This window comes from Cupriavidus sp. PB-02, from assembly GCF_058252315.1.
On the sequence record NZ_CM177694.1, the window covers coordinates 1,637,404 to 1,651,615 of the forward strand.

General features: G+C 66.9%; 12 protein-coding genes. 2 read left to right on the top strand and 10 right to left on the bottom strand.

Going from position 1 to position 14,212, the window contains the following annotated elements:
- Nucleotides 1–71 precede the first annotated feature (71 nt).
- The 4 genes from AC10V3_RS07875 to AC10V3_RS07890 form a co-directional block, all read right to left on the bottom strand.
- Nucleotides 72–1,382 (bottom strand): TRAP transporter large permease, encoded by a 1,311-nt coding sequence (locus AC10V3_RS07875; RefSeq protein ID WP_022534563.1) that lies wholly within the window; start codon nucleotides 1,380–1,382, stop codon nucleotides 72–74.
- A complete protein-coding gene (locus AC10V3_RS07880; protein WP_022534564.1) occupies nucleotides 1,382–1,933 on the bottom strand; it encodes a TRAP transporter small permease subunit in 552 nt (183 codons plus the stop codon). The genes AC10V3_RS07875 and AC10V3_RS07880 overlap by 1 nt, the downstream gene beginning before the upstream one ends.
- A 132-nt stretch (nucleotides 1,934–2,065) precedes the next feature.
- Nucleotides 2,066–3,031 (bottom strand): TRAP transporter substrate-binding protein, encoded by a 966-nt coding sequence (locus tag AC10V3_RS07885; protein WP_022534565.1) that lies wholly within the window; start codon nucleotides 3,029–3,031, stop codon nucleotides 2,066–2,068.
- A 130-nt stretch (nucleotides 3,032–3,161) separates the two neighbouring features.
- Nucleotides 3,162–4,526 carry an amidase gene (locus tag AC10V3_RS07890; protein WP_041681002.1) on the bottom strand — a complete coding sequence of 455 codons (1,365 nt, stop codon included), beginning with the start codon at nucleotides 4,524–4,526 and terminating at the stop codon, nucleotides 3,162–3,164.
- A gap of 267 nt (nucleotides 4,527–4,793) precedes the next feature.
- Here AC10V3_RS07890 and AC10V3_RS07895 point away from each other — a divergent pair, with 267 nt between their 5' ends.
- Nucleotides 4,794–5,408, top strand: coding sequence for a winged helix DNA-binding protein (locus AC10V3_RS07895; protein ID WP_022534567.1), 615 nt, complete (start codon nucleotides 4,794–4,796; stop codon nucleotides 5,406–5,408).
- A gap of 189 nt (nucleotides 5,409–5,597) precedes the next feature.
- Nucleotides 5,598–9,644 (top strand): phosphoribosylformylglycinamidine synthase, encoded by a 4,047-nt coding sequence (purL, locus tag AC10V3_RS07900; protein ID WP_022534568.1) that lies wholly within the window; start codon nucleotides 5,598–5,600, stop codon nucleotides 9,642–9,644.
- Nucleotides 9,645–9,869: 225 nt separating this feature from the next.
- Here the strand turns inward: purL and AC10V3_RS07905 are convergent, their stop codons facing one another.
- The 6 genes from AC10V3_RS07905 to AC10V3_RS07930 all read right to left on the bottom strand — a co-directional run bounded on the left by AC10V3_RS07905 (nucleotide 9,870) and on the right by AC10V3_RS07930 (nucleotide 14,030).
- Entirely contained in the window at nucleotides 9,870–10,169 is a 300-nt protein-coding gene (locus AC10V3_RS07905; RefSeq protein ID WP_041681003.1) for a hypothetical protein, read from the bottom strand.
- A 43-nt stretch (nucleotides 10,170–10,212) separates the two neighbouring features.
- On the bottom strand, nucleotides 10,213–11,007 hold the full coding sequence (locus tag AC10V3_RS07910) for a peptidylprolyl isomerase (RefSeq protein ID WP_022534570.1): 795 nt from the start codon (nucleotides 11,005–11,007) through the stop codon (nucleotides 10,213–10,215).
- A gap of 4 nt (nucleotides 11,008–11,011) precedes the next feature.
- Nucleotides 11,012–11,326, bottom strand: coding sequence for a BolA family protein (locus tag AC10V3_RS07915; RefSeq protein WP_022534571.1), 315 nt, complete (start codon nucleotides 11,324–11,326; stop codon nucleotides 11,012–11,014).
- A gap of 37 nt (nucleotides 11,327–11,363) precedes the next feature.
- Nucleotides 11,364–11,903 carry a septation protein A gene (locus AC10V3_RS07920; protein WP_022534572.1) on the bottom strand — a complete coding sequence of 180 codons (540 nt, stop codon included), beginning with the start codon at nucleotides 11,901–11,903 and terminating at the stop codon, nucleotides 11,364–11,366.
- A 15-nt stretch (nucleotides 11,904–11,918) separates the two neighbouring features.
- Nucleotides 11,919–12,383 (bottom strand): peptide-methionine (R)-S-oxide reductase MsrB, encoded by a 465-nt coding sequence (gene msrB / locus AC10V3_RS07925; RefSeq protein WP_022534573.1) that lies wholly within the window; start codon nucleotides 12,381–12,383, stop codon nucleotides 11,919–11,921.
- A 75-nt stretch (nucleotides 12,384–12,458) separates the two neighbouring features.
- Nucleotides 12,459–14,030 carry a protein adenylyltransferase SelO gene (locus tag AC10V3_RS07930; protein ID WP_022534574.1) on the bottom strand — a complete coding sequence of 524 codons (1,572 nt, stop codon included), beginning with the start codon at nucleotides 14,028–14,030 and terminating at the stop codon, nucleotides 12,459–12,461.
- Nucleotides 14,031–14,212 lie beyond the last annotated feature (182 nt).

Below are 14,212 nucleotides of genomic sequence, written 5' to 3' on the forward strand. Positions count from 1 at the left end.
TGGCGGGTTGCCTCCACGTTGCCGCCGCGCCGGCAGTCGGTCGGACAGCGGTCCGGGCGGCCCGGCCTATGCTATTTGACTTCCTTCTGCATGACAATGTCCGGCAGCCAGGTGACCACGTTGGGCCAGATCGTGATGATGGCGATGGCCACCACCATCATCATGAAGAAGGGCAGCGATACCCGGGCGATGTAGTTGCTGTCCTTGCCCGTCATGCTCTGCAATACGAACAGGTTGAAGCCCACTGGCGGCGTCACCTCCGCGATCTCCACCAGCAGCACGATAAAGATGCCGAACCAGACGAGGTCAAAGCCGGCCGCCTGCACCATCGGCAGCACCGTCGCCGTGGTCAGCGCGATCATCGAGATGCCGTCCAGCGCGGTGCCCAGCACGATGTAGATCACCGTCAGCACCGCGATCAGTGCCCACGGCGACAGGTGCAGCGCCGCCACCCACTCGGCCAGCGCGCGCGGGATGCCGGTAAAGCTCATGGTCACCGACAGGAACGAGGTTGCGCCCAGCACGAACATGATCATCGCCGTCAGCCGCGTGGCCGACATCAGGCTGTCCCAGAACGCCGCGCGTGTCAGCGAGCCGCCCGCCCAGGCCAGCGCCAGCGACGCCACCACGCCGTAGGCGGCGGCCTCGGTGGCGGTGGAGTAGCCGCTGATCATGATCCAGGCGATAAAGGCGATCAGCACGATGCACGGCAGCAGCTGCCGGATCGACGCCAGCCGCGTGCGCCAGCCGAAGTGCTCCGAAGCCGGGGTCTTGTCCGGGTTGGCCAGCGCCCAGACCACGATATAGCCCGAGAACAGCACCATCAGCAGCAGACCCGGCAAGAAGCCGGCCAGGAACACGCGGATGATCGACACGTCCGCCGAGACCGCGTACACCACCATCGTGATGGACGGCGGGATCAGGATGCCCAGTGTGCCCGCGCAGGACAGCGAACCGAGCGTGATGCGCTCGTCGTAGCCGCGCCGCGTCAGTTCCGGCAGCGCCGACTTGGCAATCGTCGCGCAGGTGGCTGCCGACGACCCCGACACCGAGCCGAAGATGCCGCAGCCCAGGATGTTGACGTGCATCAGCCGCCCGGGCAGCCAGTTCAGCCACGGCGAGAGGCCGCTGAACATCTGCTCGCTCAGCTTGGTGCGGAACAGGATCTCGCCCATCCAGACAAAGAGCGGCAGCGAGGCCAGCGTGTAGGACGCGCTCGACGACCACCACGCATTGGCCAGGCTCACCAGCGCCTCGCGGTCGGAAAACACCACCAGGCCGACCCAGGAGGTGACCGCGATGGCCACCGGGATCCATGTGCCGATCGCGAGGAAGACGATCAGCACCACCAGCAGGACCAGCGCAACCAATACCGTGCTCATCAGACTGTCTCCCCGAAATCGCCGGCGGCGAGCTTGGCTTCCTGCGCCAGCTGGTAGCGCGGCTTGTGCCGGCGCACCACGCGCAGCCATTCATCGGCAACCGCCAGCAGGAAGCCGATGCAGCCCAGCACCGCGAAACTCTGCGGAATCCACAGCGGGATCACGATCTGGCCTTGCGAGACGTCTCCGATCTCCCAGCTCTGCCAGGCGAAGGTGCCCAGCGCCCAGGCCGCGTAGGCGGCGAACGCCACGCAGATGGAGAGCGACAGCACCTCCAGCGCCCAGCGCCGGCGCGGGCCGACCGCCTCCAGCAGCATCTCCACGCGCACGATGCCGCCGTGCTGGAAGGTCTGTCCGAGAATCAGGAAGGCCGAGGCGGCGCACAACCAGGCCACGAAATCGTCGCCGCCCTTGAACGTCACCGCGGTTTCGCGCGAGAGCGACATCAGCACCATGATCACGCAGACCGTGAGGATGCACAGCGCGGCGAGCGTGGCGAAGAGGTCGAGCAGGCGGTCAAGCCAGCGCTTGGGAAGAGGGGGAGTTGGCATGATGGGCAGCGGTTGGGAAAACAACAACGCGCAACGGCATCGGCCCCGCGCATAGGGCATGTGAGCGGGATCCCGGCGGCGCTTACAGACGCCGGGATCCCCCCTGCGCGGGCATGACGAGCCGCGGCGGCTTTACTTGCGATACGCGTCGAGAATGGCCTTGCCATCCTCGCCCGCACCCTTGGCCCAGTCATCCACCATGACCTTGCCCACCTTCTGCATGTCGGCCTTGAGCTGCGGCGAAGGCGGCTGCACCGTCATGCCGTTGCGCGACAGCGTCGCCAGGTATTCCTTGGTCTTCTGCTCCGAGACCTGCCAGCCGCGCTTCTCGGCATCGGCCACGGCCTTGAGCAGCGCGTCCTGGCTCGGCTTGTCCAGCGCGGCAAAGGCCTTCTTGCTGACCACCAGCATGTTCTTGGGCAGCCAGGCGTCAACGGTGTAGAAGTACTTCACGCTTTCCCAGACCTTGGTGTCGACCCCCGTCGCGCCCGACGACATGAAGGAGTTGACCGTGCCCGTGGCCAGCGCCTGCGCCAGGTCGGCGGCCTGGATGGTCACCGGCTGCGCGCTCACCAGCTCGGCGATGCGCGAGGTGGCAGGGTTGTACGCGCGCCACTTCAGGCCCTTCATGTCCGCGGCTGAATTGATCGGCTTGCTGGCATAGATGCCCTGCGGCGGCCAAGCCACCGCATACAGCAGCTTCAGGCCCTGCTTGTCGAGCACCTTCTCGGTGACCGGGCGCGACGCCTGCCACAGCTTGTAGGCATCGGTGTAGCTTGTGGCGAGGAACGGCACCGCATCGACGCCGAACACCGGGTTCTCGTTGGCCAGCAGGGACATCAGGATCTCGCCCATCTGGACCTGGCCGGTCTGCACGCCGCGCTTGATCTCATTGGCCTTGAGCAGCGACCCGTTGGGATGCAGCACGATCTTGAGCTTGCCGCCGGTGGCCTTGTCCACGTCGCTGGCCATCTGCTGCAGGTTCTCGGTGTGCAGGTTGCTGACCGGGTAACCGGTCGGCAGGTCCCACTTGGTATCCGCCTGTACCGTCATGGCGGCCAGCGCCAGGCCGGCCGCAACGATTGCCTTGACTCGCATCTCGATCTCTCCTGGTGTGCGCGCGGGGGCGCGGTTGTACAGCTTGTTGCGTACTACCTGGTGCCGCCTGCATGTCGGACTGCAGGCAGCGCAAGATCAACGGCGCGGATTCCTGAGCGACAGGCTCGGCTCAGTCGTCGCGCTGTGACGGTTGCACGATGCGTTCCAACGCAAGGGCCGTGCCCAGCACGTCGGCATCGCGCATCGGGCCGTGCGACAGCATCAGTCCCACCGGCAGCTCGTCCGGCGCGTGGCAGGGCAGCGAGATCGAGCAGCCGTCGAAGAAATTGAATGCCGAGGTGTTGCGCAACAGCAGGGCATTGACGCGGAAGAACTGCGCATCATCGGTGCGCAGCGGGGCGATCTCGGGCGCCACCATCGGCACGGTCGGGCAGGCCACGGCGTCGAAGCGGGCCAGGCGCGCCTCCATGCGGGCGATCCAGTCGAGGCGGGCACGGCCCAGGTCGATATAGTCGGCGGCGCTGATATTGGCGCCGCGGTCGATGCGCGAGGCTACGCGTGGGTCGTACAGCTCGCGGCGGGTGGCCAGCACATGGCGGTGGATGGCGTAGGCCTCGGCTGAGCTGAAGCCGCCTTGCGCGTTCAGGCCGGCCAGTTCGCCGAGTTCCGGCAGGTCGATGTGCTCCAGTTGCACGCCGGCTGCCGACAGGCGGCCCAGCGCGCGGTCGAAGGCGCGTGCGACCACCGGGTCGAGGTCGTCCAGCAGGTACTGGCGCGGGATCGCCAGCCGCATGGCGGTGGGGCTGGTGACGCGCGGGATCACGGCGCTGTCGGCGATCACGCTGTCGACGGCGACGCAGTCGCCGACCGTGCGCGCCATCGCGCAGGCGGTGTCGAGCGTGTACGACAGCGGAAACGCGCCGGTCAGCGGCACGCGCCGCGCGGTGGGCTTGAACCCGGTGATGCCGCACAGCGCCGCCGGGATGCGGATCGAGCCGCCGGTGTCGCTGCCGAGCGCGGCGACGGCCAGTCCCAGCGCCACCGATACCGCGGCACCGGACGACGAGCCCCCGGGAATGCGCGCCACCCCGTCAGTGCCGGCCGGGTTGACCGGCGTGCCGTAATGGGGGTTGATGCCTACGCCCGAGAACGCGAACTCCGTCATATTGGTGCGCCCGACGATGGCCGCCCCCGCCTGGCGCAGCCGCGCGACCACGGTGGCGTCGGCCGCGGCGGGCTGGGCATCCTGGCGCACCACCGATGCCGCGCGCGTGACCTCGCCGGCGATGTCGTACAAATCCTTCACCGAGACCGGCAGGCCCGCCAGCGCGTGCAGCGGCTTGCCGGCGCGGCTGGCGGCATCGGCGGCGCGCGCGACCTGCGCCGCGGCCTCGAAGGTGCTGTGCAGGAACACGGCTTCCGCGGCCGGGCCCACCGCCGCCGCGGCCGCCTGCTCGATGATCTGCGCACGGCTGGTGGCGCCCTCGCGCAGGCGGGTGTTCAGGGTGTCGAGGTCAGGCAGCATCGATGGCATGGGCGCAAGAACTGGTGAGAGGGCGGGGCGGCGGCAGCGTCGTTGCCGACGGTGCCTGCCGGCACGGGGGGCACGGGGAGGGCGGGGATGCGCATGCGCCGGGCGGGCCGTGCCCGACGTTCCTCCTCATGCTTTACCTGTATTTATTAGGTGTTCATGCTCATAATTCGCCAATAAACTGTCAAGCTAAAATTGCCGGGGCGCGCTCGGGGCTTATACCTAGCATCCGCTAGGGCCCGCGCCATCCCATCGAAAGGAGTCTTCCGCATGGCACGCAAGCCAGTCGAGACCGGCCACGCCGCCGCCGTGGCGGATCCTGTGGCCGATTCAGTGCCCGACCAGCCGGCGGCAAGGCCGGCGCCCGCGCTGTCGCGCGCGGCCGGCACCAATATCGTGTCGTCGTCCCACCTGGTATCGGTGCGCAGCCCCGAGTTGTCCGAGTTCGAGTTCGGGCTGAATACCGCCTACAACGCCTACAGCCGCTGGGTGGTGCGCTGCATGGGCGCCGCCGGGGTGCGCGACCTGACCTTCCTGGACGTGCTGGTGCTGCACCACGTCAACCACCGCGGCCGGCCCAAGCGGCTGGCCGATATCTGTTTCGTGCTGAACGTGGAGGACACCCACCTGGTGACCTATGCGCTCAAGAAGCTGCAGGGGCTGGGGCTGGTGGCCGGGGAGCGGGTTGGCAAGGAAGCGACTTACTCGACCACGCCGGCCGGCGCCGAGGCGTGCTCGCGCTACCGCGAGATCCGCGAGCAATGCCTGACCAGCAATTTCTCCGAGGGCAGCGACGAGAACGCCGAGATCGGCGAACTGGCCCGCCTGCTGCGGGTGCTGACCGGGCTGTACGAGCAGGCCGCACGCTCGGCCACGTCACTCTGAGCCATAAATGGCCGTATGTGACGCATAGGCGTTATCACGAATTGCCGTAACACGGCGCTGCGTTGTTGTCGCAGTGCAAAATCCGGGGCCCGGCAAGGTACAATAGCGGTTTCCCGCCAGCCGGCACCCCATGCAGCGGTGCCGGCCAAGCTGCAGCCCCTACCTCTTCGCCTCCCGACCGCTACGATCATGGCGCATTTCTCGTGCTTCCCCGGCGCTTTGGCGCTTTCCGCCTTCCGTCAGCAACGCCTGCTCACCGCTCTCCGGCAAATCGACGCCGATATCGAGTCGGTGCACGGCCAGTTCCTGCATTTTGTTGACGCGCAGACGCCGCTGTCGGCCGACGACCAGTCGCGCGTGGCGGCGCTGCTGACCTACGGCGCACCGTTCGCCGAGCAGCCCGAGGGCGATCGTTTTGTCGTGATTCCGCGCTTCGGCACGATCTCGCCGTGGGCCAGCAAGGCCACCGACATCGCCCATAACTGCGGCCTCACGCATATCCACCGCATCGAGCGCGGCATCGAGATCACGGTCATCTGCAAGAAGGGCCTGCTGCGCGGCCGCAAGACGCTGGACGCGGACACCCGCGCTGCCGTCGCCGCGCACCTGTTCGACCGCATGACCGAGACCGTGGTCGCCTCGCGCGAGGACGCCGCCGGCCTGTTCCAGGAACTGCCGGCCAAGCCGCTGCGCTTTATCGACATCTCGGCCGGGCGCAGCGCGCTGGCCGCGGCCAACGTCGAGATGGGCCTGGCGCTGTCCGAGGACGAGATCGACTACCTGGTCGACGCCTACGCCAAGCTGGAGCGCAACCCGACCGACGTCGAGCTGATGATGTTCGCGCAGGCCAACAGCGAGCACTGCCGCCACAAGATCTTCAACGCCACCTGGACCATCGACGGCGTGCAGCAGGACAAGTCGCTGTTCGCGATGATCCGCAATACGCACCAGCTCAATCCGCAGGGTTCGATCGTTGCCTATTCGGACAACTCGGCGGTGATGGAAGGCGACGTGGCCGAGCGCTGGTTCCCGCGCGGCGACGACCACAAGTACGGCCGCCACGAGGCGCTGACCCACACGCTGATGAAGGTGGAAACGCACAACCACCCGACCGCGATCTCGCCGTTCCCGGGCGCCTCCACCGGCGCCGGCGGTGAAATCCGCGACGAAGGCGCGACCGGCCGCGGTGCCAAGCCCAAGGCCGGCCTGACCGGCTTTACGGTGTCCAACCTGATGCTGCCCGAGGCCGTCGAGTCCTGGGAAAACGACCGCGACGCCGCCCAGCCGGTGGCGCACCGCAACCCCGACCACAAGCCCGGCGTGACCGGCAAGCCGGACCGCATTGCCTCGCCGCTGCAGATCATGATCGACGGCCCGCTCGGCGGCGCCGCCTTCAACAATGAATTCGGCCGCGCCAACCTGGGTGGCTACTTCCGCGTCTACGAGCAGAACGTCGGCGGCACCGTGCGCGGCTACCACAAGCCGATCATGATCGCGGGCGGCATCGGCAATATCGACGCCTCGCACACGCACAAGAACCCGCTGCCGGCCGGCACGCTGCTGATCCAGCTCGGCGGCCCGGGCATGCGCATCGGCATGGGCGGCGGCGCCGCCAGCTCGATGGCGACCGGCACCAACACCGCCGACCTGGACTTCGATTCGGTCCAGCGTGGCAACCCCGAGATGGAGCGCCGCGCGCAGGAAGTGATCAACGCCTGCTGGCAGCTCGGCGACGCCAACCCGATCCTGTCGATCCACGACGTCGGCGCCGGCGGCATCTCCAATGCCTTCCCGGAACTGGTGGACGGCGCCGACCGCGGCGCGCGCTTCGACCTGCGCCAGGTGCACCTGGAAGAGTCCGGCCTGTCGCCGGCTGAGATCTGGTGCAACGAGTCGCAGGAGCGCTACGTCCTGGCGATCGCGCCGGACAGCTTCCCGCAGTTCCAGGCCATGTGCCAGCGCGAGCGCTCGCCGTTCGCCGTGGTCGGCATCGCCACGGAAGAAAAGCAGCTGCAACTGGTCGACGCCAGTGTCGACGCCGCGCTCAAGGAGCACTACGCCGTCAACATGCCGATGGACGTGCTGCTGGGCAAGCCGCCGCGCATGCACCGCGACGTCAAGCGCGTGGAACAGGCGCTGCCGGCCGTGGATGTGACCGGCATCAGCCTGGAGCAGGCCGTGCGCGACGTGCTGCGTCACCCGACCGTGGCCAACAAGTCGTTCCTGATCAGCATCGGCGATCGCACCGTGGGCGGCATGAACGCGCGCGACCAGATGGTCGGCCCATGGCAGGTGCCTGTGGCCGACGTGTCGGTGACCACGCTCGATTACAAGGGCAACGCCGGCGAAGCCATGACCATGGGCGAGCGCACCCCGCTGGCCGTGATCGACGCCCCGGCCTCCGGCCGCATGGCGATCGGCGAAGCGCTGACCAACCTGGCGGCTGCACCGGTCAAGGACCTGGGCAAGGTCAAGCTGTCGGCCAACTGGATGGCAGCCTGTGGCGTGGAGGGTGAAGACGCCAAGCTGTATGACACCGTGCACGCCGTAGGCATGGAGCTGTGCCCGGCGCTGGGCATCAGCATCCCTGTCGGCAAGGATTCGCTGTCGATGCGCACCAAGTGGCAGGACGACGGCGTCAACAAGGAAGTGGTGGCGCCGGTGTCGCTGATCATCTCGGCCTTCGCCGCGGTGGACGATGTAAACCGCACACTGACGCCGCAACTGCGTACCGATGCGGGCGACACCGTGCTGATCGCTGTCGACCTTGGCCGCGGCAAGAACCGCATGGCCGGCAGCATCCTGGCGCAGGTCATGCAGCAGGTCGGCGACAGCGCCCCCGACGTCGACAATGCCGAGGACCTGAAGAACTTCTTCAACGTGATCCAGCGCCTGAACCGCGAAGGCAAGGTGCTGGCCTACCACGACCGTTCCGACGGCGGCTTCCTGGCCACGCTGGCCGAGATGGCCTTTGCCGGCCACTGCGGCGTTTCGCTCAATGTCGACATGCTGGCACTGGATCCGCAGCAGGAGCAGGACTTCGGCGACGCCAAGAACTGGGCACAGCAGATCGCCGAGCGCCGCAACGACCAGACCCTGCGCGCGCTGTTCTCGGAAGAGCTGGGCGCGGTGGTGCAGGTGCGCATGCAGGACCGCGACGCGGTCTTCGCGGTGCTGCGCGAGGCCGGCCTGTCGGCGTGCAGCCACGTGGTCGGCAAGCCCAATGCGACCGATCAGGTCGAGATCTATCGCGACGCCAAGAAGGTGTTCGGCGCCTCGCGCACCGACCTGCAGCGCAACTGGAGCGAGGTCAGCTGGCGCATCGCACGCCTGCGCGACAACCCGGCCTGCGCCGACAGCGAATACGACCGCCTGCTCGACGCCGCCGACCCCGGCATCAGCCCGGTGCTGACGTTCGATCCGGCCGAGGATATCGCCGCGCCGTTCATCGCCACCGGCGCCCGTCCGCGCGTGGCGATCCTGCGCGAGCAGGGCGTCAACTCGCAGATCGAGATGGCGTACAGCATGGATCGTGCGGGCTTCGATACGCACGACGTGCATATGAGCGACCTGATCGCCGGCCGTGCCAACCTGGCCGACTTCAGCGGCTTTGTTGCCTGCGGCGGCTTCAGTTACGGCGATGTGCTGGGTGCGGGCGAGGGCTGGGCCAAGACCATTCTGTTCAACGCGCAGATGGCCGAGCAGTTCGCGGCGTTCTTCAACCGCCAGGACACCTTTGCGCTGGGCGTTTGCAACGGCTGCCAGATGATGAGTAACCTTGCCCCGATCATCCCGGGCGCGGGTGCGTGGCCGAAGTTCACCCGGAACCAGTCGGAGCAATACGAAGCGCGCTACGTCACGGTGGAAGTGCAGTCGTCGCCGTCGATCTTCTTTGCCGGCATGGAAGGCAGCCGTATTCCGATCGTGGTTGCGCACGGCGAAGGGTTTGCGGACTTCTCGCAGCAGGGCAATATCGGCGAGGCCAACGTTGCGCTGCGCTTTGTCGACAACTACGGCGCGGTCACGCAGGCCTATCCGCTCAACCCGAACGGTTCGCCGGAGGGGATCACCTCGGTGACGACCTTCGACGGGCGCTTCACTGTGCTGATGCCGCACCCGGAGCGCGTGTTCCGTGCCGCGACCATGAGCTGGGCGCCGGATGCGTGGAAGCAGGTTGCCGATGGCGGCAGCCCGTGGATGCGGATGTTCCGGAATGCGCGGAAGTGGGTGGGGTAAGGGCGCCCCGGGCGGTTGGACGGGATGAGCTGAAGGCCTGTCCCACGCTTAGCGCAGCTTAGTCAGGAGGCCACCGGCAGTGCTGGTGGCTTTCTGTTTGTCGTGGATGCGGGGTGTCTGCGGTTTGCCCCTGGTATCTGCTCGACGGCGCGCGCGGCTGGTTACAGCAGCGACCCGCTGTGGAACCATCTACCCGCTCCAAGCCGCAGCAGGGGCGCCACCCATTCATCCCAAAATCGGCGCCATCAACCGCGAACTCCACGACGCATACGCATAAGTCAGCATCCGCCCCGCATCAAAACCGGGAGACGGCCTGATCTCGCCGCGAACCTCCTTGTACGCCACGACGGCGTGCAGGATCTTCTCGGGAGCGTAGCGGTCACGCAGCGGGAGGTGGGGATGGAGCCGGCGCCAGCCAGGGGCGGCGCCGTCCAGGGACGCCCAGGCCAGTGCGCAATAGCACATGCCCCGGGACGAGAGATGCCACAGTTGCCAGTATCCGGCGGTCGTCTCCACGCGCTGCATCCTTCAACAGTGCAGACCGGCGGGGGGGCCGACCGGTCCGTGCTTACTGAATCTTGGCCTTGTCCTTCAGCGACTTCATCATGGCCTGGAACTGCTCACGCTGCCAGTTCTGGTCGCCCATCAGCATCTGGGTCAGTTGCGGCTTGACCTCTTCGAACGACGGGATCTTGGCTTCGCGCACGTCCACCAGCTCGATGATGTGCCAGCCGAACTGGGTCTTGACCGGGGTCTCGGTCATCTGGCCCTTCTTCAGGCCGGTCATGGCCGCCGAGAACTCCGGCACGTAGCTGCTGCTGTTGGCCCAGTCCAGGTCGCCGCCGTTGGCCGCCGAGCCCGGGTCCTTGGAAGCGGCCTTGGCCTGGTCCTCGAACTTTGCGCCGCCCTTGATCTTGGCGATGATGGCCTTGGCGTCGGCTTCCTTCTCCACCAGGATATGGCGGGCGTGGTATTCCTTGCCGTTGCCGAACTGCGACTTGATCTTTTCGTACTGCTTGCGCAGCTCGGCGTCGCTGGCGCCGTGGGTCTTCACGTAGTCTTCGAACACCGCGCCGGCCAGCACGTTCAGGCGGGCCTGTTCCAGTTGTTCCTGCACATCGTCGCGCTGGGTCAGGCCGCGCTTGTTGGCTTCCTGCACAAGCAGTTCGCGGTCGATCAGCATGTTGCGGGCCCGCGAGCGCAGCTCCGCATTGTCGGGCTGGCCGGTGCCGGCGATCAACTTGTCCAGCTTAGCCGACGGAATGGCTTTGCCATTCACGACGGCGGCATTCTGGGCGATGGCCGGCAGGCTGCCGGCAGCAAGCACAGCCGCCAGGCTGAACGAGAGGACGGTGGTCTTCATGGAATCAGGTCTGAGAGTTGCTGGAAGATGCGCGTGATTGAGCGCGCGTTTGGTACTCTTGGTCGGTGAACGCAGTCACGGCCAGTGCGTGGATCTGCGCGGGGAACAGACCGCGCAGCGCATCATACACCATGCGGTGTCGCGCAACCCGGTTGTGACCTGCAAAGCGCTCGCTGACGATTGTCACGTCGTAGTGTCCGCCGCCAGAGGCGGCGCCGGCGTGTCCGGCGTGCAAGGCGCTGTCATCGCGCACGGCCAGGTGGCTGGGGGCGAGCGCATCGCGCAGCATCGCCTCGATAGTGGCGGGATCGGCTGCCATCAATGGATTCCTTCTGATTCTGGGGTGGACAGGGACGTCAGTCCTTGCTGTTCTCGGGCATATGGCGCGACAGCCAGACGCTTTGCGCGACGATAAACACCAGCATCAGCCCCATGCTGCCGAACAGCTTGAAATTGACCCAGACGTCAGTCGAGAACTGGTACGCCACGTACAGGTTGAGCACGCCCATGGCGGCGAAGAAGCCCGCCCAGGCGGCATTCAGCCGCGCCCACACCGAATCGGGCAGGCTCACCTGCTTTTCCATCATGGCGCGGATCAGGTTCTTGCGCCAGCCGATCACCGAGCCCATCAGCGCCGCGGCGAACATCCAGTACAGCACGGTCGGCTTCCACTTGATAAAGGTCTCGTTGTGCAGCACCAGCGTGGCGCCGCCGAAGACCGCGATGATCAGCAGGCTGACCCACTGCATCGGCTCCACCTTGCGGTGGCGGAACCAGACCCAGCCGATCTGCACCACCGTCGCGGCGATGGCCACGGCGGTGGCGGTGTAGATGTCTGCCAGCTTGAAGGCAACAAAAAACAGGATGACCGGGAACAGGTCGAACAGGAATTTCATGCGGTACCAGGTTATTCAGCGCTGCGGATCGCGCTGGGGATCGTTACCGCTGCCGGCCCCGTGGGCATCATCCGCCTCACGTTGCGCCGGGTCGCGATCGTCGAATTTTAGCGCAGCCGAGTTGATGCAATAGCGCAGGCCGGTCGGCGCCGGGCCATCTTCGAACACGTGGCCCAGGTGGCTGCCGCATTCCTTGCACCTTACCTCGATCCGGACCATGCCGTGGGTGTGGTCGGTATGTTCGGCAATGACCTCGCCGTTGATCGGCCGAAAATAGCTGGGCCAGCCGCAGCCGGCATCGAACTTGGTGGCGGACTCGAACAGCGGCGTGCCGCAGCCGACGCACTTGTAGATGCCGCGGTCCCAATGGTCCCAGTAGCGGCCGGTGAAGGGGCGCTCGGTGGCCGCCTCGCGCGTGACGCGGTACTCGATGTCGGAGAGTTGTTCACGCCACTCGGCGTCGGTCTTGGTGGTGGTCATGGTCGGGTCTTCCTCGGTTTTTACGTGCTTTGCGCGAACCTTACACCGGCTGGCGCCAAAGTGCAGGCGCGGGGCTCACGACGAGCAGCTGACTTCCAGCCCCGACGCCCAGTCCGGCGGCAGCGCCGCGTAGTGTTCCGCTTCCGGCTGTTCGTCGAACGGGCGCGACAGTACGGCCAGCAGGCGGTCCACTTCACTGAAGTCCTTCTCGCGTGCGTGCCGGATCGCGGTTTCGGCCAGGTGGTTGCGCAGCACGTATTTGGGGTTGACTGCCAGCATTTCCAGTTCGCGCGCGGCATCGTGCGACTGGTCGGCGCGCAGGCGCACGCGGTAGTCGGCCACCCAGGTGTCAAAGGCGGCGCGATCCAGGAACAGGTCGCGCACCGGCGCGTCGCGCGAGGCATCGGTCGACGAGATACCGCACAGCTTGCGCCAGAACAGCGTGTAGTCCACGCGCTGGCCGTGCAGCAGCTGGAACAGGCTGGTCAGCAGCGGCTCGTCGGTTTTGTCATCGCCGCCGGCGGGCGGGCGCAGGCCCAGCTTGGCGCGGTAGTGGCGGAAGAAGGCGGCGGCGTAGCGGTCGCGGAACGGGTCAAGCGCGGCGCGCGCGGCTTCCACGGCGGCGTCGCGCGCGCTTTCCTTGTCGGACTCTTCCTGCGAGAGCCACAGCGGCATCAGCGCCTGCGCCAGGCAATGCAGGTTCCAGAACGCAATCTGTGGCTGCTGGCTGTAGGCGTAGCGGCCCTGCGTGTCGGAGTGGTTGCAGATATGGTTGGCGTCGAACGCGTCGAGGAAGCCGAACGGGCCGTAGTCGATGGTCAGGCCCAGTATCGACATGTTGTCGGTGTTCATTACGCCGTGGCAGAAGCCCACTGCCTGCCAGTGCGCGATCAGGTCGGCGGTGCGCAGAGACACCTCGCGCAGCAGTGCCTGGTAGGGCTGGGCATCGTCGCGGCAGGCCGGCATGAAGTTGTCGATGACAAAGTCCGCGAGCTGGCGCAGCGCAGCTACGTCGCCGTGCGCGGCGAAATGCTCGAAGTGCCCGAAGCGGATAAAGGTCGGCGACAGCCGCGTCACCACCGCGGAGGTTTCGATGGTTTCACGGCGCACCGGCGCGTCCGAGCCGACGATGGAGAGCGCGCGCGTGGTCGGCACGCCGAGCGCGGCCATGGCCTCCGAGCACAGGTACTCACGGATCGAAGAGCGCAGCACCGCGCGGCCGTCGGCCATGCGCGAATAGGGCGTCAGCCCGGCGCCCTTGACCTGGATCTCCCAGGGGCCGGTATCGGTCTCGGCCTGCGCCAGCCGGATCGCGCGGCCATCGCCGAGCTGGCCGGCCCAAACGCCGAACTGGTGGCCGGAATAGACCGTGGCGATGGGGTCGGCCCACTCCGGCAGCTGGTTGCCGACAAAGGTCTCGATAAAGGCCTGCTCAATGCCGATGTCGGCATCCCAGCCCAGCAACGCGGCCGCGGCCGGCGCCACGCTCACCAGGTAAGGCGAGGGCAGCGGCGAGGGAGGCAGGCGCGTGAAGAACTTTTCGCCAAGTGCAGCAAAGCCAGGCGAGGTGCGGAAGGGAACGGACAGCGGAACGGACGCCGTGGCGCGCGAGGGTTGTGGAGCGAAGGACTGGGGCGTGTCTGGCATCGCGTAGTGGCGCGGGGGCGCTAGGGGCGGTGTGCATCGCGTGGCCCGGAAGCGGTGCTGCAGGCCGCTTGCAGGGCAGTGCAGCGCCGCATGCCGAGGTCACGGAAATGCGATTGTGGCTAGGGAAAACGACATGTTGAGGTGCAACATGCCACGCAGTATTGTACGTCCTCAATGGTTCT